The 25,815-nt window shown below is 36.7% G+C and carries 24 protein-coding genes; 14 read left to right on the top strand and 10 right to left on the bottom strand.

Annotation, left to right across the window (positions count from 1 at the left end):
* The first annotated feature begins 84 nt into the window (after window positions 1–84).
* From rsfS to AB1278_RS22505, 9 genes are all read left to right on the top strand, one after another.
* Window positions 85–450 (top strand): ribosome silencing factor, encoded by a 366-nt coding sequence (gene rsfS, locus AB1278_RS22545; RefSeq protein ID WP_047097448.1) that lies wholly within the window; start codon window positions 85–87, stop codon window positions 448–450.
* 21 nt (window positions 451–471) lie between these two features.
* Complete coding sequence (gene ftsH, locus AB1278_RS22540; protein WP_120232489.1) at window positions 472–2,493, top strand: ATP-dependent zinc metalloprotease FtsH; 2,022 nt, start codon at window positions 472–474, stop codon at window positions 2,491–2,493.
* 136 nt (window positions 2,494–2,629) lie between these two features.
* Complete coding sequence (locus AB1278_RS22535; protein ID WP_110008379.1) at window positions 2,630–3,211, top strand: LUD domain-containing protein; 582 nt, start codon at window positions 2,630–2,632, stop codon at window positions 3,209–3,211.
* Window positions 3,212–3,235: 24 nt separating this feature from the next.
* Entirely contained in the window at window positions 3,236–4,108 is an 873-nt protein-coding gene (locus tag AB1278_RS22530) for a phosphatidate cytidylyltransferase (protein WP_110008380.1), read from the top strand.
* 4 nt (window positions 4,109–4,112) lie between these two features.
* On the top strand, window positions 4,113–4,769 hold the full coding sequence (locus AB1278_RS22525; protein WP_202841772.1) for a phosphatidylserine decarboxylase family protein: 657 nt from the start codon (window positions 4,113–4,115) through the stop codon (window positions 4,767–4,769).
* Between the two features lie 438 nt (window positions 4,770–5,207).
* Window positions 5,208–6,200 (top strand): helix-turn-helix transcriptional regulator, encoded by a 993-nt coding sequence (locus AB1278_RS22520; RefSeq protein ID WP_429817122.1) that lies wholly within the window; start codon window positions 5,208–5,210, stop codon window positions 6,198–6,200.
* A 97-nt stretch (window positions 6,201–6,297) separates the two neighbouring features.
* The gene (locus tag AB1278_RS22515; protein ID WP_411414195.1) at window positions 6,298–6,711 is read left to right on the top strand and encodes a transposase; all 414 of its coding nucleotides are present in this window, start codon (window positions 6,298–6,300) and stop codon (window positions 6,709–6,711) included.
* A 1-nt stretch (window position 6,712) separates the two neighbouring features.
* Entirely contained in the window at window positions 6,713–7,036 is a 324-nt protein-coding gene (locus AB1278_RS22510) for a helix-turn-helix domain-containing protein (RefSeq protein WP_343639772.1), read from the top strand.
* A gap of 323 nt (window positions 7,037–7,359) precedes the next feature.
* Entirely contained in the window at window positions 7,360–9,141 is a 1,782-nt protein-coding gene (locus AB1278_RS22505) for a hypothetical protein (RefSeq protein ID WP_411414196.1), read from the top strand.
* A 50-nt stretch (window positions 9,142–9,191) separates the two neighbouring features.
* Here AB1278_RS22505 and AB1278_RS22500 read toward each other — a convergent pair whose 3' ends face one another.
* The 4 genes from AB1278_RS22500 to AB1278_RS22485 form a co-directional block, all read right to left on the bottom strand.
* Complete coding sequence (locus AB1278_RS22500) at window positions 9,192–9,539, bottom strand: DUF1801 domain-containing protein (RefSeq protein WP_137904420.1); 348 nt, start codon at window positions 9,537–9,539, stop codon at window positions 9,192–9,194.
* Window positions 9,540–9,557: 18 nt separating this feature from the next.
* Window positions 9,558–11,396, bottom strand: a complete 1,839-nt coding sequence (locus AB1278_RS22495) for an ABC transporter ATP-binding protein (protein WP_202841765.1) — start codon at window positions 11,394–11,396, stop codon at window positions 9,558–9,560.
* Between the two features lie 235 nt (window positions 11,397–11,631).
* Entirely contained in the window at window positions 11,632–12,552 is a 921-nt protein-coding gene (locus AB1278_RS22490) for a M28 family peptidase (RefSeq protein WP_429817118.1), read from the bottom strand.
* 144 nt (window positions 12,553–12,696) lie between these two features.
* The gene (locus AB1278_RS22485) at window positions 12,697–13,086 is read right to left on the bottom strand and encodes a DUF4293 family protein (RefSeq protein ID WP_429817115.1); all 390 of its coding nucleotides are present in this window, start codon (window positions 13,084–13,086) and stop codon (window positions 12,697–12,699) included.
* A gap of 144 nt (window positions 13,087–13,230) precedes the next feature.
* On the opposite strand from AB1278_RS22485, the gene rho reads away from it, so the two are divergent.
* A complete protein-coding gene (gene rho, locus AB1278_RS22480) occupies window positions 13,231–15,060 on the top strand; it encodes a transcription termination factor Rho (protein ID WP_110008390.1) in 1,830 nt (609 codons plus the stop codon).
* Window positions 15,061–15,088: 28 nt separating this feature from the next.
* Here the strand turns inward: rho and AB1278_RS22475 are convergent, their stop codons facing one another.
* Window positions 15,089–15,838, bottom strand: coding sequence for a 4-hydroxy-tetrahydrodipicolinate reductase (locus tag AB1278_RS22475; RefSeq protein WP_110008391.1), 750 nt, complete (start codon window positions 15,836–15,838; stop codon window positions 15,089–15,091).
* A gap of 280 nt (window positions 15,839–16,118) precedes the next feature.
* Here AB1278_RS22475 and AB1278_RS22470 point away from each other — a divergent pair, with 280 nt between their 5' ends.
* Window positions 16,119–16,715, top strand: a complete 597-nt coding sequence (locus tag AB1278_RS22470; protein ID WP_395972255.1) for a superoxide dismutase — start codon at window positions 16,119–16,121, stop codon at window positions 16,713–16,715.
* A gap of 71 nt (window positions 16,716–16,786) precedes the next feature.
* On the opposite strand, the gene AB1278_RS22465 is transcribed toward AB1278_RS22470, so the two are convergent.
* Together AB1278_RS22465 and AB1278_RS22460 are read right to left on the bottom strand one after the other, a co-directional pair.
* The gene (locus AB1278_RS22465) at window positions 16,787–17,206 is read right to left on the bottom strand and encodes a DUF6146 family protein (RefSeq protein ID WP_202841755.1); all 420 of its coding nucleotides are present in this window, start codon (window positions 17,204–17,206) and stop codon (window positions 16,787–16,789) included.
* A gap of 51 nt (window positions 17,207–17,257) precedes the next feature.
* Window positions 17,258–18,448 (bottom strand): endonuclease, encoded by a 1,191-nt coding sequence (locus AB1278_RS22460; protein WP_429817112.1) that lies wholly within the window; start codon window positions 18,446–18,448, stop codon window positions 17,258–17,260.
* 247 nt (window positions 18,449–18,695) lie between these two features.
* On the opposite strand from AB1278_RS22460, the gene AB1278_RS22455 reads away from it, so the two are divergent.
* The 3 genes from AB1278_RS22455 to AB1278_RS22445 all read left to right on the top strand — a co-directional run bounded on the left by AB1278_RS22455 (window position 18,696) and on the right by AB1278_RS22445 (window position 23,644).
* On the top strand, window positions 18,696–21,572 hold the full coding sequence (locus AB1278_RS22455; protein ID WP_429817109.1) for a carboxypeptidase regulatory-like domain-containing protein: 2,877 nt from the start codon (window positions 18,696–18,698) through the stop codon (window positions 21,570–21,572).
* Window positions 21,573–21,598: 26 nt separating this feature from the next.
* Window positions 21,599–23,005, top strand: a complete 1,407-nt coding sequence (locus AB1278_RS22450; protein ID WP_429817106.1) for a DUF5689 domain-containing protein — start codon at window positions 21,599–21,601, stop codon at window positions 23,003–23,005.
* A gap of 141 nt (window positions 23,006–23,146) precedes the next feature.
* Complete coding sequence (locus tag AB1278_RS22445) at window positions 23,147–23,644, top strand: DUF7336 domain-containing protein (RefSeq protein WP_429817103.1); 498 nt, start codon at window positions 23,147–23,149, stop codon at window positions 23,642–23,644.
* A gap of 59 nt (window positions 23,645–23,703) precedes the next feature.
* Here AB1278_RS22445 and AB1278_RS22440 read toward each other — a convergent pair whose 3' ends face one another.
* The 3 genes from AB1278_RS22440 to AB1278_RS22430 all read right to left on the bottom strand — a co-directional run bounded on the left by AB1278_RS22440 (window position 23,704) and on the right by AB1278_RS22430 (window position 25,814).
* Entirely contained in the window at window positions 23,704–24,255 is a 552-nt protein-coding gene (locus AB1278_RS22440) for an inclusion body family protein (RefSeq protein ID WP_110008398.1), read from the bottom strand.
* A gap of 277 nt (window positions 24,256–24,532) precedes the next feature.
* On the bottom strand, window positions 24,533–25,003 hold the full coding sequence (locus AB1278_RS22435; RefSeq protein ID WP_227941116.1) for a DUF6702 family protein: 471 nt from the start codon (window positions 25,001–25,003) through the stop codon (window positions 24,533–24,535).
* 58 nt (window positions 25,004–25,061) lie between these two features.
* Entirely contained in the window at window positions 25,062–25,814 is a 753-nt protein-coding gene (locus tag AB1278_RS22430) for a TIGR00730 family Rossman fold protein (RefSeq protein ID WP_110008400.1), read from the bottom strand.
* Between the last annotated feature and the right edge of the window lies 1 nt (window position 25,815).

Raw genomic sequence — 25,815 nt, 5'->3', positions numbered from 1 at the left:
AGAAAACTTTAAGAGATTAAGAGGGTAAAAGTAAGGTTAAAGTAAAGAAAAAACAATAAATTTGCAGATTATAGTATTTTTTTAATGAATAAAACAGCAGAAAAACAAGCGTTAATAGATAAAATCGTTGAAGCTATCCAGGATGTAAAAGGAGAAGACATTATGATCTTCGATCTTTCAAACATCGAAAACTCTGTAGCAGAAACGTTCGTGATATGTAGTGGAAACTCAAATACACAGGTAGCTGCATTGGCAGGAAGTGTAGAGAAGAAAGTAAGAAACGAACTGCAGGACAGACCTTGGCACGTAGAAGGTACTGAGAATGCGATGTGGGTATTGGTGGATTACGTTTCAGTGGTGGTGCATATATTCCAGAAACAGGTACGTGAGTACTACGATATAGAAGAGCTTTGGGGTGACGCAGTCATTACCAGAATTGAAAATGAATAATAAAAATTTTAAAAAGTCTAAATGAATAATAAAGGATTCAACTGGTTCTTTCCTATTGCAATCGTAGCTCTTTTGCTATTCTTTGGCTCCAACTTCCTTGGAGGTGATGCAGCAAAATCTATTGATGAAGATGGTTTCTTTAGAGAAATGCAGGCGGGCAAAGTCCAGAATATAATTATATACAAAGACATAGAGAAAGCTGATGTTTTCCTAACAAAAGAAGCAAAATCGGCAATGGTTTCCAAAGCCGGAAAAGAAAACAACCCCCTTTCTGCCTTCGAAATGGCTCCAAAAGCAGATTTTTCTGTGAAATACGGAGATCTTCAACTTTTCCTTCAGAAATTTGAACAGGTCAAAGCCAGCAATCCGGTTATTAAAACAACCAAAGATTACGGTACAGGGAAGAGCGCATTAATGGATATCTTAATCCCTGCGCTGGTTTGGATTTCAATTTTAGGATTATTCTACTTCCTTCTTTTCAGAAAGATGGGTGGAGGCGGAGGTCCTGGCGGACAAATTTTCTCTATCGGAAAATCCAAAGCGAAGCTTTTCGACGAAAAAGAAAGAATTCAGGTAACATTCAAGGATGTTGCAGGATTGGAAGGAGCAAAAGAAGAAGTTCAGGAAGTTGTGGATTTCTTGAAAAACTCTGAAAAATATACAAAACTGGGCGGTAAAATTCCTAAAGGTGTCCTTTTGGTAGGACCTCCGGGAACCGGTAAAACCTTATTGGCAAAAGCGGTTGCAGGGGAAGCTAAAGTTCCGTTTTTCTCACTTTCAGGTTCCGATTTCGTTGAAATGTTTGTGGGAGTAGGAGCTTCCAGAGTAAGAGACCTTTTTGCTCAGGCTAAAGCAAAATCTCCGGCCATTATCTTCATTGATGAGATTGATGCTATCGGACGTGCCAGAGGGAAAAATAATTTCTCCGGCGGAAACGACGAAAGAGAAAATACCTTGAACCAGCTTCTTACTGAAATGGATGGTTTCGGAACAGATACCAACGTTATCGTAATGGCAGCAACCAACAGAGCGGATATCCTTGATAAAGCTTTGATGAGAGCAGGACGTTTTGACCGTTCTATCTATGTAGACCTTCCGGAACTTCACGAAAGAAGACAGATCTTTGATGTTCACTTGAAAAAGATCAAACTTGATGATAATGTAGACAGAGAGTTTCTTGCCAAACAAACCCCTGGTTTCAGTGGGGCAGATATTGCCAACGTTTGTAACGAAGCAGCACTTATCGCAGCAAGAAATAATCATACTTCAGTAACAAAACAGGATTTCCTTGATGCTGTAGACAGAATCATCGGCGGTCTTGAAAAGAAAAATAAGGCAATCAAACCTTCTGAAAAAAGAAGAGTTGCTTACCATGAAGCAGGACACGCTACGATCTCATGGTTGGTAGAACACGCATCTCCACTTTTAAAAGTGACGATCGTTCCTAGAGGACGTTCACTGGGAGCAGCATGGTACCTTCCTGAAGAAAGACAGCTTACCACTACTGAACAGATGCTGGACGAAATGTGTGCAACATTGGGAGGTAGAGCAGCAGAGCAGGTGATCTTCAATAATATTTCTACAGGAGCACTTTCTGATCTGGAAACCGTAACAAAGAGAGCTCAGGCAATGGTTACAATCTACGGATTAAGCCCGAATATCGGTAATATTTCTTACTATGACAGCTCAGGCCAGTCTGAATACAATTTCGGAAAGCCTTATTCTGAAGAAACCGCTACAAAAATTGATGCAGAGATCAAATCAATCATCGAAAATCAATATGAGAGAGCGGTAAGAATTCTTGACGAGAATAAAGATAAGCTTGACGCTTTAGCAAGTAAATTGCTTGAAAAAGAAGTGATCTTCCGTGAAGACCTTGAAGAGATTTTCGGAAAAAGAGCATGGGATCCTGAATTGACAGAGAAACCTGTAACCAATACTATTCCTGAAAAAGATCAGCCCATTGTAGAGGAAACACCTCAGATCAAAGAGAAAGAAGAAGAAAGCGAAATACAGGCTCCCGAAAGCCCGACACAGCTTTAAGATTCTTAAAAAATAGAATTAATAAAAACCTGATAATCGCAAAATTGTCAGGTTTTTTCATATTTAAGGAGATATTTTGGACACTATTGTAATTTATTTTCTATTTTTGTATAAAGTTGACTAAAAATAGATTAAGTTGAATTTATTCAAGAGGATTGTAAGCAAACTTACCAACCAGCCTGAAGAAGAGGACAAACAGAGCCTGGAGAAACTTGGGGATTCGCTGAAAAATGCGGATCTTGACTATAAGTTTGCGCAATTATTTACGCATTCGGGAGGATTTTTTAATTATTGTGCAGATGAAGCGGAAGCTCTACAAACTTTAAATCAAATTATTAAAATAGAAGGTGTTCACAACCTTTTCTGCTGGGATAAAGAACTTCAGAACTTTTTGAACGTTGTGAAGTCTTCATATACGTCAGAATTACAGCCATCTAATGACGCCGCATTCATCACCTGTGAATATCTCATTGCCTATGACGGCAGAATCATGCTTTCGCATAATAATATCCTGCATTATCATTCTTCAAGGCTTCCTGATAAAATTATCATCATTGCCAATGTTTCTCAGATTGTAAACAACCTGAATGATGCCATGGGTAAAATAAAAAGAAACGGAAATATCAAGAACCTTACTTCCATCAGCGGAAGCCAATCGAAAATGGATAGTTCTTCCAATTCCAATACAAAACTGTTTTTATTGCTGCTTGAAGATTAAGCAACCACTTCTAAATTTTAAATTTTGGACAAAAATCTCATTCAAAGAACCGTATCAGGTATCGTTTATGTAGCAATCATTATTCTTTGTTCTACTCCGTTGGGAGCGCAGCTGCTGAACAGTATTGCACCTGGTCTTGCCAAACAGCAGTATCTGTATCACGGTTTAATGAGTCTTCTGCTGATTGTAGGAACCTGGGAATGTGTTAAAATTATGAAGTTTGGAAACGGCTATGAAAAATGGGTCGTATATCCATTGGTCATTTTTATTTTCTACATGTTTTCCAAAAGGTATTTTAATCACGATTTCTTTTTTGATTTCAGACTTAGTGAAATATTAGCACTCGCCTTGATTGGAATAGCTGTAGTAACCTTATTCAAATATCCTAACGAATTATACTTTGACAGCGGAAAACTTATTTTTACCGTTATTTATGTGGCTCTCCCGTTCAGTTTTGCATTAGGACTGCCCAAATTCTCCAGTTATAATGAAAACTTCTCTCTGGAAGTTCTTTTCCTGTTTATCCTTATCTGGAGTAGTGATACTTTTGCCTATCTGGTAGGAAAATTCTTTGGAAAACATAAAATGGCTCCTAAGATTTCGCCTAAAAAAACATGGGAAGGTTATGCCGGAGGTGTTGTTTTAACATTGGTGTTGTCTTATTTTATTGAACACTATCAGCCCGAGCTGAGAGGAAACTGGATGATCGTAGGATTTCTGGTGGCAGCCTTTGCGCCATTAGGAGACCTGGTAGAAAGTCAATTGAAGAGAAACTTCGGTGTAAAGGATAGTGGAAACATCATTCCGGGACATGGAGGAGTTTTAGACAGGCTGGATAGTTTTATTATCTGCGTTCCTGTCGTATATTTGTACTTTATTTTAGAAAAATTTATTTAATCTCATGAAATTACATAGAGAATCAAAAGGAACGATTACCGTTGCGACCATACTTTTTATCATTCTGGGCGCTTTAGCAATTTATTTCCTTGAAATATGGTCCCTGCTGATCATTATGCCTTTGCTGGTTATTTACAGTTTAGTATTCTGGTTTTTCAGAGTTCCGGACCGTAATATTCTTGACCACAGAGAAAATGTGATCGCTCCGGTGGACGGAAAAGTGGTTATGATCAAAGAAGTGGAAGAGGATGAATTTATAAAAGGTAAAGCAATCCAGGTTTCTATTTTTATGTCTCCTCTGAATGTTCACATCTGCAGATATCCGGTTTCAGGAGAAGTGATTTACAAAAAATACCACCCGGGAAAGTATCTGGTAGCATGGCATGAAAAATCTTCTACAGAGAATGAAAGAACTACCGTAGCAGTTCAGACGATGACCAATCACAAAGTAGTCTTCAGACAGATTGCGGGATATGTAGCAAGAAGAATTGTATTCTACTGTAATGAAGGAGATAAAGCCAAAGCCGGGCATGAGTTCGGATTTATTAAATTCGGTTCCAGAATGGATGTATTCCTGCCTTTGGATACTGAGATTATATGTAAGATCGGAGATATTACAAAAGGTGGTTTGGATGTGATTGCCAAACTGAAAGAAAACTAAAATTCTTATCGTAGATAAAAAACCAAAAGAGAGCTTTTAAAGTTCTCTTTTTTATTTGGGGTATGAAGGGTATATTTTGTTATTTGAGTTTAATTACGCATGAGTATTATTGCGTATCGGAAGACTAATACCTTTCCGTTGGGATTGATAATTTTGCCTGCTTAAAAACACAGGCCCATGCTTTTTTAAGTGATTCAAGGTAAATGATTGTTAATTTATTGTCAAAAATGGCATTTCATTTGATAATTTTAACATCTAATTTTAGTAAATTGTAGCTATAAAAACACCTTAATCATCTCCTTTTAATGCTGAAAAAGACTAATACATTTCGTTTTGTAGATTTCTATTTTGCATGAAAGGCTGTTAATATTGGAAAATTTATACTTTCAGGAGTACAAATGCCAACTTAAGCTTGTGAGAGCACAAAAAAACAACAAGATGATTTATAAGTTTTTCTTTAAGATGATTAACGACGAAACTGAGAAGATGGATGATGATTTTGAAAGTAGTTATCTTCATCTTATTAACCGGTATTTGCTTTTACTGTTTTTCATATTCCTGTTTTACTCCATTTTTATTATTACTTTTTTTGGGGATATGCTGATCTCCATATTTCTTACCGTTATTACCTTCTTCTGGCTGTTCCTCATGGCTATCAAAGGAAAAACGAAACGGTTCAAAAAGGTTTTAAAGCCTTTCATTATCGGTATATTTGTTTTACTCACATTTATAGTAAGCTTTTTTCATATTTATACTTACAAAAACGCAGGTGTAGAATACTTTTACTTTTGTCTTCTGTTTGCTGTTCCGTTCTTTCTGAAATACAAACAGGACTCCCTTACGATCTTTTTTATTACATTCATCATCAGTATCAATTTCATTGCATGTCTGTATTTTGATTTTGATTTCCTGCCAAAGAGCCGATTCATAGAAAAAGAAGATTTTAAAACAATCAAACTGCTGAATATTTTATTCTCCGTTGCTTCCTTTTTAATGGATATCGTATTTATTACACAGAAAGACGCATTGATTCATGGCTTAATTTCCGATAAAAAAGCCAAGGATTCCACCATCAAGGATCTGGTCAAAACGAATTCGGAATTGATGAAACACCAGATGTTGATTAACCATCTTTCAGAGGAAAATACTCAGGAAATACTGAATTTAGCGGAAAGCAATTCACCCATGTTTTTTGAGAAATTTCAGGTATTTTTTCCTCATTTTATTCCGGATATTTTACAAATAAATCCTAATCTGATCCATTCTGAGCTCTATTTCTGTGCACTGATGAAGCTGGATTTTGATACCAAAAAAATAGCACAGTGTACCAATAACAGTATCCGGGCTGTAGAAAGTAAAAAATACAGGATCCGGAAAAAACTGAATATTCCCTCAGAGATCAATATCAACAGCTTTTTGATAAAAATTTAAACAGAATTCCGATTTTTGTTACTCATACGTAATCTTGAGTAGGTTCTGATGGTGTTTTTTGATTTTCTTGTCAATATTTTTACTTAAAAACATTGTGATGAATATTAAGAACATTCATATTGGAAGCCTGATCCGATCCAAAGTGGAAGAGTATCAGATTTCAATAGAAAGAATTTCCCGGTTTTTAAACAGTACGGAAGATGAAGTGGAGAGCATGTATCATACAAAAAGTATGGATACTGATGTTCTTCTGAAATGGTGTAAACTTTTAAAATTCGATTTCTTCCGGTTTTATACCGGACATCTCATTTTATATGCTCCCCAGGCGAGAATTGATAATGTCTTTACTCAAAAGGAAAATACCATGGTTTTCAGAAAAAGCATTTATACGCAGGAGGTTAAGGATTTTATTCTTGATAAAATAAAGACAGGGAAAATGACGGCCAATGATGTGGTTGAAAGATATAAAATACCCAAGACCACTTTATATAAATGGATGAAAAAGATATAAGATGATGCCAGATTATAAGCAGATTTATACCGACATTCTTGAAGAAAAATTTCCCGAGAAATTATCAGATACCGCCATCAGGCTTAAGCTGGAAACATTACATTCAGCTTTTGATATTCTGAAATTTAATCAACTGATTTTTGGAGAAACAGAATATACTATGGAACGTAAAAACCAGAGGCTCCGTTCTTATGATAAGGAATCAATTCTGAAAATTCTCAGTTATCAGAAAAGAAATGAACTGACTAATCTTCAGGTGAGTGATCATTTTAAGATAAGCCGAAATACCATTGCGAAATGGAAAAGAATTTTAAATGATGACTGATATTGCGTTTTTTAAACCTAATGATTTTTTAAACCTAATGATTTTATTTTTTATGATAAATAAGTTGTTATGGTTCTTTTAAGTTGTTTTGCTTTTGATATTTGAATGTATGGTTGGGTTTTGTTAAAAAGCTCAACTTTTTATTTGTATTTTTTATCAGGATAAGTCATTGGCATTTGTGAGTTTTACTACGCGTGAGTAGTATTGCGTAGCAAGGAATTATTTTGTAATCGTCTGTGGTTGATAATTTTGTGGAAGTTAAATGCCCGGATTATTATTATCAAACAATTATAACTTATACAATGATGGAAACAAAATTTACAATGCCCCCAATCAAAGTCCTGCTCATAGCAATGCTCTTTGTTTTTGGAAGATCTTTTTCTCAAACCAACAATGGTGCAGTAGGGATTAATACTACTACGCCGAACTCTAATTCCGTTTTGGATGTTATTTCAGGAAATAACAACAAAGGAGTACTTATTCCAAGGTTAACAGAAGCGCAGCGAAACGCAATTGTAATCAATCAATCCAATGATGATGGCTTGACGATTTACAACACCACAGAAGACTGTTTCAATTACTGGAGTTTTGTGGATAAAGAATGGAAAAGTGTGTGCGGACAGCTAGGTAAATCTGTTTTTACCATAGACTGTTCCGCTTCCAAAGCAATGGGAAGCTATGTAAAAGGGAAAGAACTTACCAATTCCAATTACCTGAAGATTGCCGTGAATGTGACTAAACCCGGTAATTATACCATTTCCGGAACAACCACAAACGGATATAATTTTTATGGAACCGGAGTATTTCTAAACACCGGAACACAAACAATACAAATTCCGGGACAGGGAACTCCTCAGAATATTCAGACAGATAATGTTGCTCTTGAGGCCAACGGAACTGAAGTAACTTGTACCCCTGCGATTTCGATTGCTGTTCTGAGTCCTGCAGGTACCTATACCATGAGCTGTGGAACTGCAACGGTAAATGGAGTATACAAGGTGGGAACTGCTCTTACTGCTTCGAATACAATTACCTTACCTGTAAATGTTTCAACATTGGGAAGTTATACTGTTTCCACTAATACTGTTGACGGAATTTCTTTCAGCGGATCAGGCACATTTACTTCTACGGGAAATCAGAATATTACATTAAGCGGAACAGGAACTCCAACTTCTACATCGGTGAAAACAATTACCATTACTTCCGACAGCCAGGGTGGGGTATCTACAACATGTTCTGTGAATGTAGTGGTTGTCATTCCTAAAAAAACGGTTCTCCATATCGGATTAGAAACAGCTTACGGGTATAGCGCCTATACCGGTCCGTCAAGAAGTCTGATGGATTCTCCAACAAACTTTGGTACCACTGCTTCCAGTATTGTTAAGTATGAAGGTTTTACACATACTTCTTTAGGGAACTCACCTTCTTCAGCAGCTCTTCAGACGGCTCTTAATAATAAGCCGGATATTGTTGTCATTGGATACAACTATACACCTAATGCTACAGATGCAGGTTATATTGCTTCCTATCTTAATAAAAAAGGAGTTGTCATTGCGATGACAGATGATACGGGCACTGCACAGAATTTATTCAGAGGAATATTCTCTGATCCTACCATTTCAGCATCTTATGGAGGCGGTGCAGGTTCAGTGTATGCTCTTACTAATTCTGATGATCCCATCCTTAACGGACCTTTTGGAGATGTAAGAGGGAAAAACTGGGGTGAAGATGCTTCTACCACAGTAAATATTTCGGGGTTGACAAGCGGATTTGTTCCTTACAGCTATGCGCAGCCTATCAACAGCACCACTGCCAGAACAGGAATTTCAGGATTAAGAAATACCAGCCTGAACTTTATATGGTTTGGTGACGGTGGCTTTTTAAGTAATGAAAATGCTAACGGGAACCAGTATCCAAGTAATACCATTGAGCCTTTTGTTGCCCCAAGTTCAGGAGGGTATTTCCCGGTTCAGAAGTCTTCTTACGGATACGCAGGAAACGGCTATACAACAGGAGGAATGCAGGTTCAGAATTCAATCCTCTTTGCGAATATGATTGCCTGGGCAATTAAGCAGGCAGAATTCAACGGAATAAACACACAATGATAAAAGGTTTTTAAAGATGACTCCGGCACGATTATTCGTGCCGGAGTTTTTTATTTTATATGTCTTTTAACTTCCTGTACAAGGTTTAATATGAATTCTACGGGAATATCCTCCTCCGTATCAATAAGAAGGATTTTAAACTTCTTTCTGCCGTCCTGGATCAATTCAGGATAATCAAGCCGGTCACCATGATAAAAACTCAGGTAGTGCTTTTTGTATTTTTTGCTGTAATAGAAATAGCACAGCATTTTCTTTTTGTATTTGATAAACGGAAGCCCGAAACTGAATGTTTCTGTAATATTTTCCGGATCTGAAGCTAAGATCGTATCACGCAAAAATAAAAGAGTACTTCTTTCAGGCTCTTCGATTCTGTAGAAATACTCTTGTATAGGATTCATTGTAATTCAGTTATAAGATTAGTCGAAGTTTTGAAGTTCGACAAGTTTGTGATACATTCCTCTTTTTGCAATCAGGTCGTGGTGGGTTCCCTGTTCTACGATATCACCTTTTTCCATCACTACAATCCAGTCTGCTTTCTGAATGGTTGAAAGACGGTGGGCAATCACTAAAGAAGTTCTGTTTTCCATCATCTTCTCCAGTGCATCCTGTACGAATCTTTCGGATTCTGTATCCAAAGCTGAAGTTGCTTCATCAAGAATCATGATCGGTGGGTTCTTCAATACCGCTCTGGCAATAGAAACCCTTTGTTTCTGACCTCCGGAAAGTTTACCTCCGTCATCTCCGATATTGGAATCATATCCTTCAGGAAGTGTGGTGATAAATGCATCTGCATTGGCAATTTTAGCGGCTGCAATCACTTCTTCTCTGGTGGCATCAGGTTTACCCATCAGAATATTATTGTAAACGGAATCATTGAATAATACAGATTCCTGGGTTACCATTCCCAATAGCTTACGGTATTCCTGTAGTTTTAAATGTTTGATATCTGTTCCGTCAATCAGAATTTCTCCTTCCGAAACATCATAAAATCTTGCTAATAAATTGGCAATCGTTGTTTTACCACTTCCACTTTGCCCAACAAGAGCAACCGTTTTCCCTTTTGGAATAGAAAGGGAGAAGTTTTTAAGAATCGTATGATCTTTATCGTAATAAAAACCAATATTATTAAATTCGATAGAATGCTTTAATGTTGAGATAGAAACAGGATTGGGTACTTCGTCAATTTTCACATCAGCATCAAGAATAGCTAAAACTCTTTCAAGAGAAGCTTCACCCTTCTGAACATTCGAAATAGATTGAGATAAACTTTTCACAGGAGGTAAAATCTGGAAGAAAATACCCAGGAAAACCAAAAAATCTGCAGGTGAAATACTTTGTTCTACAATGATTTGTTTTCCCCCATACCAAGCAATAATTAAGAATGTTACTGAACCTAAAAATTCGCTCATCGGAGATGCTAATTCTTTTTTTCTTCCCAGACTTATAGAACTGTTAATCCATCTCTGCATAGACTGCATAAAACGGTTGTCCATTATTTTTTCTGCACTAAAAATTTTAATAACCTTTGTAGATTTCAATGTTTCGTCTACAATTGAGAAGATATTCCCCATTTCATTCTGCGCTTCGTGGGAGTCTTTTTTCAGACTTTTTCCAATTAAAGCAATCATAGTTCCCATTACCGGTAATACCAGAAGTGAGAAAAGAGTCATTTCTGTACTTAAAAAGAAAAGAGTCACCAATGTACTGATCAGCATGAAAGGTGCATTGATTAATTCAACTAAACTTCCTAAAATATTCCCTTCAACTTCACCCACATCATTGGACATACGGGACATCAGATCTCCCTTTCTGCTTTCTGTAAAAAAGGAAACAGGTAAAGCAAGAATCTTTCTGTACATTGCTCCACGAAGGTCTTTAGTAACCCCTACACGGTAATTGATCAATAAAAATGAACCTAAATATCTGAAAAGGTTTCTCAGTAAAAACATAAACGCTGTTACCACGCAAAGCCACGCCAAAACGTTAAGTGCTCCATACTGGGTTACTAAACTCTGAACATAGTAATTGGCATATTCTTTTGCGTAGGAGAAAAAATCTAAAATTTCTCCCGAATACACAGGGGGATGGCTGTATTTTTTAGCCTCAATGGTTCCGAAAAGCATTCCCAAAACAGGTAGAATAGTTCCTAAGGAAGCAATCTGAAATACAGAATACATAAGATTGAAAAACAAACTTCCGTAGATGTATTTTTGGTGAGGTCTTGCGAACTTTAGTATTTTAATATATTGGTTCATTCAATGAAAAAATTGGATAGCAAAATTACGTAAAATTAAAAGATAAGACGTTCTTAATCCTGTTTTACTTTACCGGATAAGTTTCAAAAAGTGTCTTTTTGTTACAACTCAGCACTATTAAGCATTATTTTTTTGCTTAAATAAACCTGAACTTGGCTTAAGAACAGGAAATCGTAAGGTGTTGCTGTTTAATAAAAAAAACTGCTGAAAGAGCAGTTTTTTATAATGATTTCACTTAAAATTTCACCTGATCATTGTATTTAGGAGCAAAATTTTTAGGACTCAGTTTATCCAGTGTTTTTCCCAAATTATTGATGATCTGAGTCATATTATCAAAATCGACAACGTTGATGTCATCATTTTCATGGTGATAATGAGACGCTTTGGTCATATCAACAGTAGAAAATGAATGGGCAATGATTTTCTTTTTGACAAAGCTTACATTATCTGAACGGTAAAACAGCTGCTGTTTTGCATAAGGGTCAGCATTAATTTTTAATCCGTTTACTGCATTTTGATTGAAAAGTTCATCAAGGTCAGAGAATCCGTCTCCCGTCATATATAATGCATTTTTTCCCCACTGAGATTCCGTAGCAACCATTTCGAAATTAAAAAGAGCTGTCATTTTATTATAAATATGATCCAGATTCTTATCAGTGGAAATCGCTCTTGAACCCAGCATTCCCTTCTCTTCTCCATTGAATGCCATGAACACCATAGAGAATTCCGGTTTTTTGTTTTTAAAATAATCGGCGATACCTACCAGAGTCGTGATTCCGCTGGCATCATCATCTGCTCCGTTATAAATATTGTCTCCGCTTTTATCACTGGTTCCGATATGGTCAAAATGTCCTGAGAAGCCCAGATACTGATCGGATTTTCCTTTTTTGATTCCGCAAACATTGTATACCGTCTTTCCGTCGTAGTCAAAAGGTACCAGATAAGATTTTCCGGTACAGTATTCCAGATTATTTTCTTTGAAAAGTGCAGCGATGTAATTGGCTGCATTTTCATTTTCCTGTGTTCCGATTTCACGGCCTTTCATTTCATCGGAAGCGAGAGTGGAAAGAACCGTCTTTACTCTTTCTTTGGAAATTTCCTGAGCGAAGGTGAATATGGAGAATAGTGATAAAGTAAGATACGTAAGCTTTTTCATTGTCTTTATTAAATTATATAATCTGTCGTGTTTTTAATCAAAAAGTTGCAATGAATTTACATAATTTAATTTAACAATGGATAACCAATAAAAAAAAACAGCTCCTTAAAAGAAGCTGTTCTCACTCAAAAAATCGTTGTAAGGCTATCGAAGTCTGTCTACAGATTTTACGAGCCTCTCATCTTTACGGATGTAAATGTTTGCTATCAGCAGACAGATGACCGCAATCAATGGGAAAATCGGCTCAATACCCTTCTCAGGAATTTGAATTCCTCCGGATAAGTTTAGTAACCAGTACGCCAATACACCAATCAACAAAGCGTTTATAATGATGCTGATGATATTCAGCAAAATTTGTCTTTTTCTGTTTTTGAAACTGAAAATACTTAATGCTCCGGTAATAACAAGTACGATACAGCTTATATTAAGTAAAGGAATACTGTCTGAAATGACAACATCCTGTCCTGTTATAAAAAGGAAAACCGCAGCTAAAACTGCTAATAAGGTCCATATGGTTTGTATTCTCTGTAGCATTGAATATTAAATTCTTGGCAAAAATAATATAAATTTTGCACAATTCAAAAATAAGTGTAGATTTGCATTATACAATGTACTTGAAAACAAAAGTCACCGGACTTACTTTTCTTACTCACAATTAATTACATTTTTACATTAAATATGTTTAACATAGAAACGTTAAGGTCAAAATCCGTAACGGAACTGACTAAAATCTTAAAAGATTTGGGCGTTAAAGTTGCAAGAAACAGCAATGAAAATGACAAGATCTTTGCTATTCTTGACTTTCAGGCTTCTAACCCTAAAGTCGCAAAAGATTATTTCAACGCCACCGAAACCGCCAGTATAAATACTGAAGAGGCTCCAGCAGAAAAACCTGCCAAAGCCCCGGCAAAAAAAGCTGCCCCTAAAAAAACAGCAGCCAAGCCAAAAGCAAATGCAAAAGCTCCGGTAGAACCTAAAACAGAGGAAATAGTAGAAGAAAAGGTAGCTGCTCCTGAAGAAATTAAACCGGAAGAACCCAAAGTGGAAACCGCAGCAGCCACGGTAACAGAAGAAACCGCAGCAAGCGCTCAGGCAAAAAAGAAAAGAAAAAGAGTTTCTACCAATGCAGCTAATGCAGAAGTATCTCAGGAAAGAGTTGAAACTCCAAAAAACACAGAATCCCAAGAGCCTGTTCAGGCTGAAGAAAAGCCTAACAATCCCCAACAACCACAGGCTAACAGACCTCAAAAAGGACACAACCATCCACAGAACGGTGGAAACCAACATAAAAACCAAAACCAGCAACATCAGCAGCACCAAAACCAAAATCAGAATCAAAACAGACATTCTGAAAAGGCAGAGGAGCAGAACGACCATAAAAAAGAATTTAATTTCGATGGATTGGTAAGCATTGAAGGGGTTTTGGAAATTTTACCGGATAACTACGGATTTTTACGTTCTTCAGATTTCAGCTATATCTCTTCTCCTGATGATGTGTATGTTTCTACCGCTCAGATCAGAAATTTCGGTTTGAAAACAGGAGATACAGTAAAAGGTATTGTAAGACTTCCGAAAGAAGGTGAGAAATACTTTTCATTATTAAGACCTACAGAAGTTAACGGACGTGATCTTGCATTTATCAAAGACCGTGTTGCTTTTGAATATCTTACCCCGCTTTTCCCTGAAGAAAAATTCAACCTTGCAGGAAGCGGTTCTACGGTATCCACAAGAATTGTAGATTTATTTGCACCTATCGGAAAGGGACAGAGAGCAATGATCGTTGCACAGCCTAAAACCGGTAAGACAATGTTGCTTAAAGATATTGCTAATTCTATTGCAGCCAACCACCCGGAAGTATACATGATGGTTCTTCTGATCGATGAACGTCCGGAGGAGGTTACTGACATGGAAAGAAGTGTGAATGCAGAAGTAATTGCTTCTACATTTGACGAAGCTGCTGAAAAACATGTAAAAGTAGCTAACCTTGTTCTTGCGAAGGCGCAAAGAATGGTGGAATGCGGACATGATGTAGTCATCTTGCTGGATTCTATCACCAGATTGGCAAGAGCATATAACACGGTAACCCCTGCATCTGGAAAAGTACTTTCCGGTGGGGTAGATGCCAATGCACTTCACAAGCCGAAAAGATTCTTCGGAGCTGCAAGAAAAATTGAAGGAGGAGGATCTCTGACAATTATTGCAACAGCATTGATTGATACAGGATCCAAGATGGATGAAGTAATCTTTGAAGAATTCAAAGGTACCGGTAACATGGAACTTCAGCTGGACAGAAAAATTGCCAACAGAAGAATTTATCCTGCTATTGATCTTGTAGCATCAAGTACCCGTAGAGATGATCTTCTTCTTGATGAAGTAACTTCGCAGAGAATGTGGATCCTTAGAAAGTATCTTTCTGAGATGAACCCTGTAGAAGCGATGGAATTTGTAGATAAAAACATCAAAGGAACTCTTAATAATGAAGAATTCCTGATGTCTATGAATAAATAATAAGTTAAATTGTTAATAGGCCGGGCTTCTATACTTTGAAATAAGGATGTAATAAATCCTCAAATTTATAGAAGCCTGGTTTTTTATTGATCAGATGTTCGGCAGCAAATAAAGCTCCGTTACCAAAGGCATCTCTTGAAATAGACTCGTGAATAAGCCTTACCGTCTGGAATGGAAAACCGAAAATAACCTCATGTTTTCCTACAATTCCCCCGGCTCGGATCGTATTTATCTTTTCATCTTTCAAATCCAGAACATCTGCTATACGGATAGCTGTTCCTGAAATTCCCTGTTTATCTTTAAAATGCTCTTCCACTATTTCAATATCTACAGAAGGAGCAATCTTTTTTAAGAACTGAGCGGCATAAAGCAGATAATTAATACCCAAAGTAATATTAGGTGACCAGAATACAGTGGCTTTCTGAGCCAGTTTATTCAGGAAACGCACTTCCTTATCTGAATAATGTGAAATGGCGGATATGATTCTTACTTTCTTTTGTGCGGCAGATTCTCCGTAAGTATAAATTCCATCTTGTGATGAAAAGTCGATAATGGCATCTACGGGATGCTCTTCCAGTAATTCTTCCACACTCATTTTTTTCTCTGAATAAAAATGACCGGGATCATCACTTTCCACCCCAAGAAAATCTGCGGCATCTCTAGCAGATGATCTGCTTGATTTTCTGTAGATCCATTGCAGAGAATGATCTTTGTTTTGAAGAATAACTGAGGCTACAGCTTTTCCTGCTTTTCCGAATCCAAAAAGTCCAATTTTCATAATAATAAGTATATAAGGTTAAATATTCAGCGATAGAAGTGTTTTTGTATAAAAATTTACTTCATATTGTGGAAGTTACGAAATTGAAAATAAACGATGCTTTGAATAGGATATAAGGCTTCACAATGAAGAGCTTTTTTTGATGAGATTAAAATTGATTACAATTTAATTCATTCTAAATCAATATATCAATGTTAAAGATTTATTAAAGTAATCCAGAATCCTTGATAATCCCTTAAATATTGGCTAATTTTGAATTATAACATTAAAAATAAAGATTATGTCATTTGAATTACCAAAACTAGGATATGCATACGATGCATTAGAGCCAACGATCGATGCAAGAACTATGGAAATCCACCATACAAAACACCACCAGGCATATATTGACAATTTAAATAAAGCAATTGAAGGAACTGAACTAGCAGGAAAAACTATTGAAGAAATCTGCCAGACAGGGACTGATAAACCAGCTGTAAGAAATAATGGAGGAGGTCACTTCAACCACTCTTTATTCTGGGAAATTTTAACTCCCGGAGGAAGCAAAGAGCCTGTAGGAAATGTAAAAGCTGCTATTGAAAACTATGGAGGTTTTGATAAATTCAAAACTGATTTTTCTGACGCTGCTAAAACAAGATTCGGTTCAGGATGGGCTTGGTTGGTAAAAAATGCTGACGGTTCCGTATCTGTTTCTTCTACACCCAACCAGGATAACCCGTTAATGCCTGTAGCAGACGTTAAAGGAACTCCTGTTTTAGGATTAGACGTTTGGGAGCATGCTTATTATTTAAACTACCAAAACAGAAGACCTGATTATGTTTCTGCATTCTTTGATGTAGTAAACTGGGATAAAGTAGAGGAATTATTCAATAAATAATTTTCAGCTATTATAAAAATGAAAAGGTTCAGCATTACGCTGGACCTTTTTTATTAAGGATTATTTAAAATCTATCTTATCGCATCGCTTCCGGATAATCCATTCAATCTTAGCTTATACTTCCAGTTTACATAGACAAAAACCTGGTATAATTTATATTCAAACTTGATCCCGTAATTTTCCTTGGGATCATAATCTATCCCCGATTCTATAATATTTCTGTATCTGCCGGAATTATAATAACTGTTCCATTCGTTGACCAAAAAAGTATTTTTTGTCTTGAGATAAGATTCTGAGTACTGGCTGATCGGTTTGGCAACAGCATTTATAAAATAATCAAATTGGGTATCTATAACGGTAAGGTCCCATTCTCCGTCTTCATTTTTAGAAGGCTTCATTTCATGTTGCTCTTTATCTTTCTTCGGCGTTTCCTGAGAAAAGCAGCTGAAAGGTACCAATGCAATCATTACTAATAAAATAATATTTTTCATGACACAGATATTTATATAAAAAAAGCACTCCAATAAGAGTGCCTAAATTTTTTATGGTTCTTTCTGAAGAACTACAAATGCCGGGAAGTGATCACTGTAGCCTCCTGTGAACTGGTCTCCATTCCAGGATCTGAAAGGATATCCTTTATAATTTCCTTCTTTATTAACGAGATAAGCCGGGGCAAAGATTTCTGTTTTATACACAGAATATTCTTTAGTCACCTGATCTGAAATTACATTTTTAGAAACAATAATCTGGTCAAAAAGGTTAGGAGCGTCCTGATAAGCCAGAGAAGCAACTCCTTTCTTATATAAAGGATACATCAGATTAAGATAAGGTGTTTCCTCGCTTAAGTCTTTTGGATTCGCCTGAGCTTTCAGGTGGTTTTTTAAACTTGGGCTTACAGGGTCATCATTAAAGTCACCCATTGCGAAAAGCTTCGTCGTTGGGTCTGCAGCTCTTACACTGTCCATTTGTTGTTTTAATAAGGCTGCAGCTGCATTTCTTTTAGGTAGAGAAATGGCTTCACCACCTCTTCTTGAAGGCCAGTGGTTCATGAAAAATGCTACTTTTTCATTATCTAAAAATCCTGTTACCACAAGGATATCTCTTGTATATTCTCTTCTTCCGTTGTCACCGTAAATAACCAGTTCTTTTTTTAATGAATTGGTAGGGGTGAATCTTCTTTTCTGATAGATCAGTGCTACGTCGATTCCTCGGTAATCATAAGAATTGTAGTGTATAATTCCGTAATCATATTTTTTTAAGGCAGGTTCATTCACAAGATCCTGGATTACCTGTCTGTTTTCAACCTCAATCAAGCCTACTACTGCCGGAGCTGTTTTGGTATACTGAGCTCCCATTTCAGAAATTACCTTAGCTTCGTTAGCCAGTTTTGCTTTATAAATTTTACTTCCGTAATTCTTTGGGCTTTTTGGGGTAAATTCTTCAGAACCCCCTTGTTCTCTTACTACTTTTTTACCAATTAAAGCCCCGTCACTCCATGGCCCGTCATATTTTTCGGCTTCCAGAAATTTGATTGAATCTATAGGAATACTTCTGTGGAAAGCAGGATTCTTAATATCCTTGGTTCCGTCTATATAATCTGCTGAACGAATAGTATCCCAAAGGTTTTCTACATTTAAGAAACCTACGGTTGCTACTTTTCTCAGTTTTCCTTGTTGTTGGGAGAATGCCACGATCGAAATAAACAGGGCAAACAGACTCGAAAATCTCTTCATCTCTTTGGAGTTTTATTATTCTATTAATTACAAATTTACTTTTTTTTAACTCACTGCGTTTTAAATATTTGTAAATTTAAAAGCAGTAATTCGAATCTCTCTTTTATAATGATTCTTAAAAGATTGCAATGTTAAGAAAAAAATACGTTAAAAAAGTTCTGGATTGCAAAATTTGTTTAAATTTGTGCCCCCAACTTTTAAACTGTTGAAAATTAACAATAAAAGTATTAAAAAAATAAATATACTCATGATTAAAAAATTATCATTGATCTCTTTATTTACCTTGCTGCCTGCGTCATATTATTATGCGCAGACAACAGTGTTTGCGTATCTTAAGGATGCGGAAGGCAAGCCCGTTGAGCAGGCAAGTGTAGATTTAAAAGGAGCAGGAAATGATGCAAAGGCAGACAAAATCGGATATTTCCAATTTACGGATTTGATGCCCGGACATTATCAGATTATGGTTACAAAACCCAATTTTGAAACTAAAATTTTTGAATTTGACGTAACCAGTGATGAGAAAAGAAAAGATCTTGGAGTAATTACTCTTTATTCTGCATTAAATGGTGCAGATCAGGGGTTGGCTATCATAGAAGATTCTGGGGAAAGCGATAGCGGTGGTGCACAGCAGACTGCAACTGTGGGGCTATTACAGTCATCTCAGGATGTTTTCAACAGAATGGCAAGTTTTGATTTAGGTCCCTACTGGTTCCGTCCAAGAGGAATTGACAGCAGAACAGGTGAAAATATGATCAATGGAGTTTCTATGGCCGCTGCAGATAATGGAGATGTAGACTTCAGCACCTGGGGAGGATTGAACGAAATTACCCGTTACCCGGAAATTGCAGCTAATCATGCCCCTTCAGAATATGCTTTCGGAGGAACTACCGGAGTATTTTATAAGAATACAAAAGCCAGCGAATACAGAAAAGGAAGTCAGTTGACATACTCTCTGACCAACAGAAATTACAGGAACAGACTATCTTACAGATTCTCTTCCGGAATGAACAAGAACGGATGGGCATTTACCGGAATGATTGCCAGAAGATGGGCACAGGAAGGGATCCAGGATGGTACTGCTTATGATGCATACAGTGGATATCTTGGTATTGAAAAAAAATTCAGTGATAGCCATACCATGACTTTAAATGCCATTGGATCTAAATACGCAAGAAGCTCTTCAAGTCCAAGTACTCAGGAAGTATATGATTTCAGAGGTGTTCATTACAACTCGTATTGGGGATGGCAAAACGGAGATAAAAGAAATGAAAGAGTGAAAAGAGGTTTCCAGCCGATGATTCAATTACAGGATTTCTGGAAAATTAATAAAAACTCTCAGCTATGGACATCTGTTTCTTACCAGTTTGGGAAAGAATACAGTTCAAGACTGGACTGGTACAGAGCCAACAACCCGTCTCCAACGTATTACCGTAATCTACCAAGTTATTGGTTAAACTATACAAATCCGTCTCCTGAGCAGGCTGCCAATATCGGAATCACAAGAGACTGGTGGACGAATGATGATCAGTCACACACACAGATCAACTGGGATAATCTTTATAATGCCAACCGAAACGTAGAATACAATGCGTTATTAGGGGGACGAAGAGCAGCTTATTATCTCGTTGATGATGTAAAAGACGATAAAGTATGGAATGTGTCTACGCACTATACCTATAACTTCACCGATACTTCCCGTTTTATTTTAAATTTATCTTATCAGAATTACAGATCTGAGCAGTACAGAGAAGTAAATGACCTTCTGGGTGCTGATTTTGCCCTGAATATGGATCCATTTGCATCCAACACCACTGCAGGAAGTGTTTGGGGAAAATTCAATACAAGAGAAAGCGATACTGATGTTGCCAAAAGAGAGGGGGATAAAATCGGGTACAGCTATATTTTCAGAAGACAGGAATTCAAAATAAACCCCGCTTTCAAATTCTCCACAGGAAAATTTGATGTTTTCATCTCGGGATTATTCGGTTACACGACAAACAGCAGAGAAGGATTGTTCCAACACTATCTGTATGAGTCTTCTTATGGTAAAGGTGCAGATCAGAATTTCTGGAATGCAGGCGTTAAAGGTCAGGTTACCTATAAAATCAATGGAAGAAACTTCCTGGTTTATAACGGAGCTTACTTCTCGCAGTCTCCTTTCCTGAATGATATTTACTTTAATACAAGAGTAAGTGGTGTTACCACTCCTGGTATCAAAAATGTTGTTGTTGATGCCAATGACCTGAGCTATGTAATCTCTACTCCGATTGTTAAACTTAGACTGACCGGTTATCTTGTTAACACCCAAAACGAAACAAGTGTACAACGATATTTCGCACAGGGAGTTAAACTGACAAACCTTACTGAGAGTGGTGATCAGGCTCCGGTTCAGGATGGTGCTTTCATTACGCAGGTACTGGCAGGAGCCAATAAGAGAAATATGGGGATTGAACTTGGTGCACAGGTAAAAGTGACGCCTACTTTAACGGCAAGTGGTTTATTAAGCTTAGGACAATACACTTATACTAATAATCCTACCGTTTATTTTGCATCTGATGCTGTTGGAACGTTCAGAGAGCTTGACGGGAACGGAAATATCGTATCAAGATCTTATACTAATATGGGCGAAGCAACGCTTAAAAACTACAGACAAGGCGGAACTCCTCAGGAGGCATATACTTTAGGTCTTCGTTACAGCAGCCCTAAATACTGGTGGTTAGGAGCAACATGGAACTATTTCGGGCATTCATTCTTAGATCCATCTCCGGTAACAAGAACCGCAAGATTCTATACCAATCCTAATACACCTGGAGTTCCTTATGATCAGGTAACTGATGAAGAACTTGCAAGAGTTCTTACGCCTACAAAGCTTCCTTCGGCATTCTTCTTCAATGTTAATGCAGGGAAGTCCTGGATGATAGGTAAGTATTATGTATTGCTGTCTGCATCGGTTAATAACATCCTTAATAACAGAAATTATATTACAGGAGGATTTGAGCAGACCAGAAACGTTAACTATATTGATTATGCGAATGATTACGACAGCGGAAATATGGTATTCGCTCCAAAGTATTGGTATAATCAGGGTAGATCTTATTTTGTTAATCTTCAATTCAGATTCTAAAAAACTAAAATTAAAAATCGAAAACAATGAAAAATATATATTTTAAAGCGGCGATCTTTAGTGCTATTTCAATGCTGGCATTCTCGTCTTGTGTAAAAACTGATGATTATGAGGTACCGGAAATTAAATGTACCAACAAATTTGCTGCAGCTAATCACCCGTTAACTGATCTTGCTACTATTGCAAAAGCAAAACCAACTGAAGCTGATATCATTAAAGAAGATTATATCGTTGAAGCATATGTCTCTTCAAGTGATGAATCAGGAAATATCTATAAAATGATGTTCCTTCAGGATAAGCCTGAAAATCCGACGCAAGGGATTGAAATTGACATCGATGGCGGAAATCAGTATCTTGATTATCCTACCGGATCTTTAGTAAGAATTAACCTGAAAGGATTGATCGTTCAGGGAGTTAATGGAAACATTAAAGTAGGTTCTTATGACCCTAACTATCCTATTGGAAGAATTAACCCTAATAAACTATCCAATTACATGGCAAGAGTTTGCGACGGACAAAAGCCTGTAGTAGCTGCAATGAAGCCATTAGAGTTCAACTCTATCTCTGATGCTTTGAAAAACGGTGCTCATATCAATCAGCTTGTGAAAATTAAAAATGTTCAGTTTGAAGAGCCTGAACTGACAAAAACTTTTGCGGATGAATCAGGGACAGGAGATCGTTATATTACGGATAAAAAAGCAGGTAGATTAGATCTTCGTTTCAGCAACTATGCAACGTTTGCGAAATCTCCTATCTCTCCTAAATATGAAAAAAGTGGTGATATCGTTCTTCTTCTGAGCCGTTTTACAAGCTCAAGTAACGCAACTATTTTCACAGATCAGGCTTATATCAGAACTCTTGATGATATTAACTTCCCGAATCCAAGATTCAATCCAGGTGAACCAGATGCTCCTTCTGCTTCTGCTGTAAACCTTTTCGCAGGTTCAGATTTTGAAAGCTGGACAACTTTCTTATCAAGTGTAAACAATTTCGGACTTAAGCCTTATGCTACACAAGGTCTAGGTCTGGGATACAATGGTACAAATTCACTTCAGATCAAAGGTACTCCTACAGCTAACGATTATGTATTTACATCTGTTGCTACTACAGGAATACCAGCTGTACCAAAAAGAATTACAATGTATATCAAAGGTACTGCAACAGGGAAAAGTCTTTCTTTCAACGTATATAAAGCAGGTGGAGGCTTCTATGTATTCAACTTAGGAACATTCTCTACTGGTGCTACTTTAGGAGTAGAAAGTGCTAACTCTTACAACGGTTCTATCAATACAAATGGACAGTGGAGATTAGTTGAGCTTACCCTTACAGGAATTGCAGATATTAACACTACAGCCGGAAAAGATATGTTTGCTATCAAAACCGGGAATGGTGGAGTGTATGATCTTCAGATTGATAACATCAAAATTGAGTAATTCATTAGGATAAAATATATTCTAATACACACTTTATAAAAATCGGGCAGCTTTCAAGCTGCCCGATTTTATTTTAATAGTGGATATTAAATCAATTAAGGATTTAATACTTTTATCTCTAAAAACAGAAACTATATTAAGATGGAATATTTCATTTATGCATTAAATCATACTTACACCGATGAATCCCAAACAGATACTAAATTTCTTGGATTTTCTAATAGTGTTGAAAACTTAGAAAAGTTGAAAGCCAAAGCAGTTGTTCTTCCTGGATTTAGAGATTATCCCAAATCATTTGTTGCCGATTGTTATATTCTGGATAAGATACATTGGAATGAAGGATTTCTGGAGGTCATCGGTGAAATTGGACGTGACTACATTGAAAAAGGTGACGACATAGATGCCAACTGTATTTCAATAAAAGAATTAGGCTTAAATAAGGTTTTCAGTGTCAGCCATTATTATACAATACATACTTTTCTGGATGACGAAAGATATATCGGAGTATTTTCATCTTTAAAAAAAGCAGAAAAAGCTATTGAAGAACTGAAAGACAAGCCTGGTTTTAAAGATCATCAGAATGATTTTAATATAAGTGAGTTAGACCTTGATATTCTTTTATGGTCTACGGGATTTTGAGATACTAAAAAGCAAAAACCACTGCAGTCTATCTAGATGCAGTGGTTTTTTATTTTCTTTTATTTAACCGTAATTGTTGGATCCCAGTAAAAGTAACCGTACAGAATCTGTTTGTTACTGTCATTCGGATCTAAAATATAAAGTCCAAACTGTACATAGAAATTCTCTGTTCCTGTAGCTTTTACTTTAGAATCGATACTTGCAAAAGTAATATCAGCGCTGGCAGCAGGAAGACCGTTTTGAGAATTCAAATTAGGTACCGCAGCCTGTCTTCTTTCAACAGAATTGTACATAAAGCTGTTAAAAACCTGATCACCGGACCAGTATTTAATATTATAGATGATCACAGCATCATCAGAGTTTTGATAGATTGATGTTCCTCTGAAAGAAACTATATCTCCGGCTCTTGCACTGAAGTTCAGATCAGCTGTGCCCTGTCCGGAAATAGCGTTGGCATTTGAAACGATCATATGCTGGCTGTTATGATCAATTCCTGTAGGATTATTAGGATCCTTACTTGGATTTGGATAAGTAGATCTTACATAATCTGTGTCAATAACGATCAGGACATCAATTTCCTGACTGGATGATTTTAGTTCTATATCTTCCATGATATTTAGTTTTTGTCTGGTGTTTCTTACTCGTCTGGCTTTTCAGATTCCGCCCCGTTATTTAAGTGAATCCGGCTTCACCTTCCTGGTTGTAATTACAATACAAATGTACATTGCTGAAAATGAAAATAGTAGAGTGGAAATGCTGAAATTTAGGATTAGGTATTTGTACTTAATTAATCTCTTTATGGTGATTTTTTACCAGCCCCAAAAAAATACCCTGAAAAATTTGACTTTCCAGGGTACCCATTTTATAATGGTTAAATCTAATTTTCGTTTAAAAAGAAACCTCGTTCACTTCTTTTCCTCTCTGAAAATTCATTGTTTTCTGGCTGCCTTTATAGGCAATGTTGACAATGTTGATCTGCTTAGGAAAAGCGCTTAAAAGGATCGTATTTTTAATCTTTAAAGTATTGATATCCGAAACACCTCCGGTTTCAAAATATACCCATACAGTTTCTCCGCTGACCTGACTTCCTGTGAAGGTAATCGTTTTAGGAGAGCCATTGACAAATACATCAAAATTATTGTTCACATATTTTTTTACCTCTGCTTCAAATCCTGCCGTATTAGGGTTGATTTTAATAGCGTCAGAGATATGGCTTGTATTCATTTTTGTGGTAAACTTCAATGTCTTGCTTCCATCAATATAGTCCACTTTGGTCATTGAAGAGAAAAAGTCTACATACATAAAACTCATTAACACAAAAAATGTTAAAATTCCTGATATATATAAAAGTTTTTTCATCTTAATTAATAGATTTACAATCATAGTTGTTCGTTATAAGTCACAAATAATATGCCAATTAAAAATTTACATTCACAGAATATTTGTCATAAAAAGCTTTAATATGTGCTACAGCCTCATCAGCAGTATCTACCACACGATAAAGTTCAAGATCATCTTCAGCAATCATTCCTTCTTTTAACAGAGTTGCCTTAAACCAATCCAGTAATCCTCCCCAGAATTCGCTTCCCACTAAAACGATTGGAAATTTTCCAATTTTATTGGTCTGAATCAGCGTCATCGCTTCCGTAAGCTCATCCAGGGTTCCAAATCCTCCAGGCATCACAACGAATCCCTGAGAGTATTTTACAAACATTACTTTTCTCACGAAAAAGTAATCAAAATTCATGGAATAAGATTTATTGATATAAGGATTGAAATGTTGTTCAAAAGGCAGATCAATATTAAGTCCTATAGATTTTCCTTTGGCATTAAAAGCTCCTTTATTCCCCGCTTCCATGATCCCCGGGCCGCCTCCGGTAATGATTCCGAAACCTAGCTTGGTAATCTTTTCAGCAATATCTACAGCCATTTCATAATATTTGTTCTCCGGCTTCAGTCGGGCAGAACCAAATATAGAAACACATGGGCCGATTTTAGCCAGTTTTTCATAGCCGTCTACAAACTCAGCCATGACCTTAAAGACCATCCAGCTGTCCTTGGTGATTGTTTCATCCCAGGTTTTCTGTCTGAAACTGTTATGTAGTTTTGTTTCGTTAATATCAAGTTCCGGATTTATTAAGCTTTCATCTCTGGTTTCATCAATTTCCATT

It is taken from the genome of Chryseobacterium sp. NRRL B-14798, assembly GCF_050470705.1.
GTDB classification, from domain to species: Bacteria; Bacteroidota; Bacteroidia; order Flavobacteriales; family Weeksellaceae; genus Chryseobacterium; species Chryseobacterium cupriresistens.
The sequence above is the reverse complement of the archived record's forward strand: the minus strand, read 5'-3'. Positions and strand labels throughout refer to the sequence as shown.

Bases quoted from the DNA above. Each gene is read 5' to 3' on its own strand.
- rsfS (WP_047097448.1), top strand. From the start codon at position 85: ATGAATAAAACAGCAGAAAAACAAGCGTTAATAGATAAAATCGTTGAA.
- ftsH (WP_120232489.1), top strand. From the start codon at position 472: ATGAATAATAAAGGATTCAACTGGTTCTTTCCTATTGCAATCGTAGCT.
- AB1278_RS22525 (WP_202841772.1), top strand. From the start codon at position 4,113: ATGAAATTACATAGAGAATCAAAAGGAACGATTACCGTTGCGACCATA.
- AB1278_RS22520 (WP_429817122.1), top strand. From the start codon at position 5,208: ATGATTTATAAGTTTTTCTTTAAGATGATTAACGACGAAACTGAGAAG.
- AB1278_RS22515 (WP_411414195.1), top strand. From the start codon at position 6,298: ATGAATATTAAGAACATTCATATTGGAAGCCTGATCCGATCCAAAGTG.
- AB1278_RS22510 (WP_343639772.1), top strand. From the start codon at position 6,713: ATGATGCCAGATTATAAGCAGATTTATACCGACATTCTTGAAGAAAAA.
- AB1278_RS22505 (WP_411414196.1), top strand. From the start codon at position 7,360: ATGCCCCCAATCAAAGTCCTGCTCATAGCAATGCTCTTTGTTTTTGGA.
- AB1278_RS22500 (WP_137904420.1), bottom strand. From the start codon at position 9,539: ATGAATCCTATACAAGAGTATTTCTACAGAATCGAAGAGCCTGAAAGA.
- AB1278_RS22495 (WP_202841765.1), bottom strand. From the start codon at position 11,396: ATGAACCAATATATTAAAATACTAAAGTTCGCAAGACCTCACCAAAAA.
- AB1278_RS22490 (WP_429817118.1), bottom strand. From the start codon at position 12,552: ATGAAAAAGCTTACGTATCTTACTTTATCACTATTCTCCATATTCACC.
- AB1278_RS22485 (WP_429817115.1), bottom strand. From the start codon at position 13,086: ATGCTACAGAGAATACAAACCATATGGACCTTATTAGCAGTTTTAGCT.
- rho (WP_110008390.1), top strand. From the start codon at position 13,231: ATGTTTAACATAGAAACGTTAAGGTCAAAATCCGTAACGGAACTGACT.
- AB1278_RS22475 (WP_110008391.1), bottom strand. From the start codon at position 15,838: ATGAAAATTGGACTTTTTGGATTCGGAAAAGCAGGAAAAGCTGTAGCC.
- AB1278_RS22470 (WP_395972255.1), top strand. From the start codon at position 16,119: ATGTCATTTGAATTACCAAAACTAGGATATGCATACGATGCATTAGAG.
- AB1278_RS22465 (WP_202841755.1), bottom strand. From the start codon at position 17,206: ATGAAAAATATTATTTTATTAGTAATGATTGCATTGGTACCTTTCAGC.
- AB1278_RS22460 (WP_429817112.1), bottom strand. From the start codon at position 18,448: ATGAAGAGATTTTCGAGTCTGTTTGCCCTGTTTATTTCGATCGTGGCA.
- AB1278_RS22455 (WP_429817109.1), top strand. From the start codon at position 18,696: ATGATTAAAAAATTATCATTGATCTCTTTATTTACCTTGCTGCCTGCG.
- AB1278_RS22450 (WP_429817106.1), top strand. From the start codon at position 21,599: ATGAAAAATATATATTTTAAAGCGGCGATCTTTAGTGCTATTTCAATG.
- AB1278_RS22445 (WP_429817103.1), top strand. From the start codon at position 23,147: ATGGAATATTTCATTTATGCATTAAATCATACTTACACCGATGAATCC.
- AB1278_RS22440 (WP_110008398.1), bottom strand. From the start codon at position 24,255: ATGGAAGATATAGAACTAAAATCATCCAGTCAGGAAATTGATGTCCTG.
- AB1278_RS22435 (WP_227941116.1), bottom strand. From the start codon at position 25,003: ATGAAAAAACTTTTATATATATCAGGAATTTTAACATTTTTTGTGTTA.
- AB1278_RS22430 (WP_110008400.1), bottom strand. From the start codon at position 25,814: ATGGAAATTGATGAAACCAGAGATGAAAGCTTAATAAATCCGGAACTT.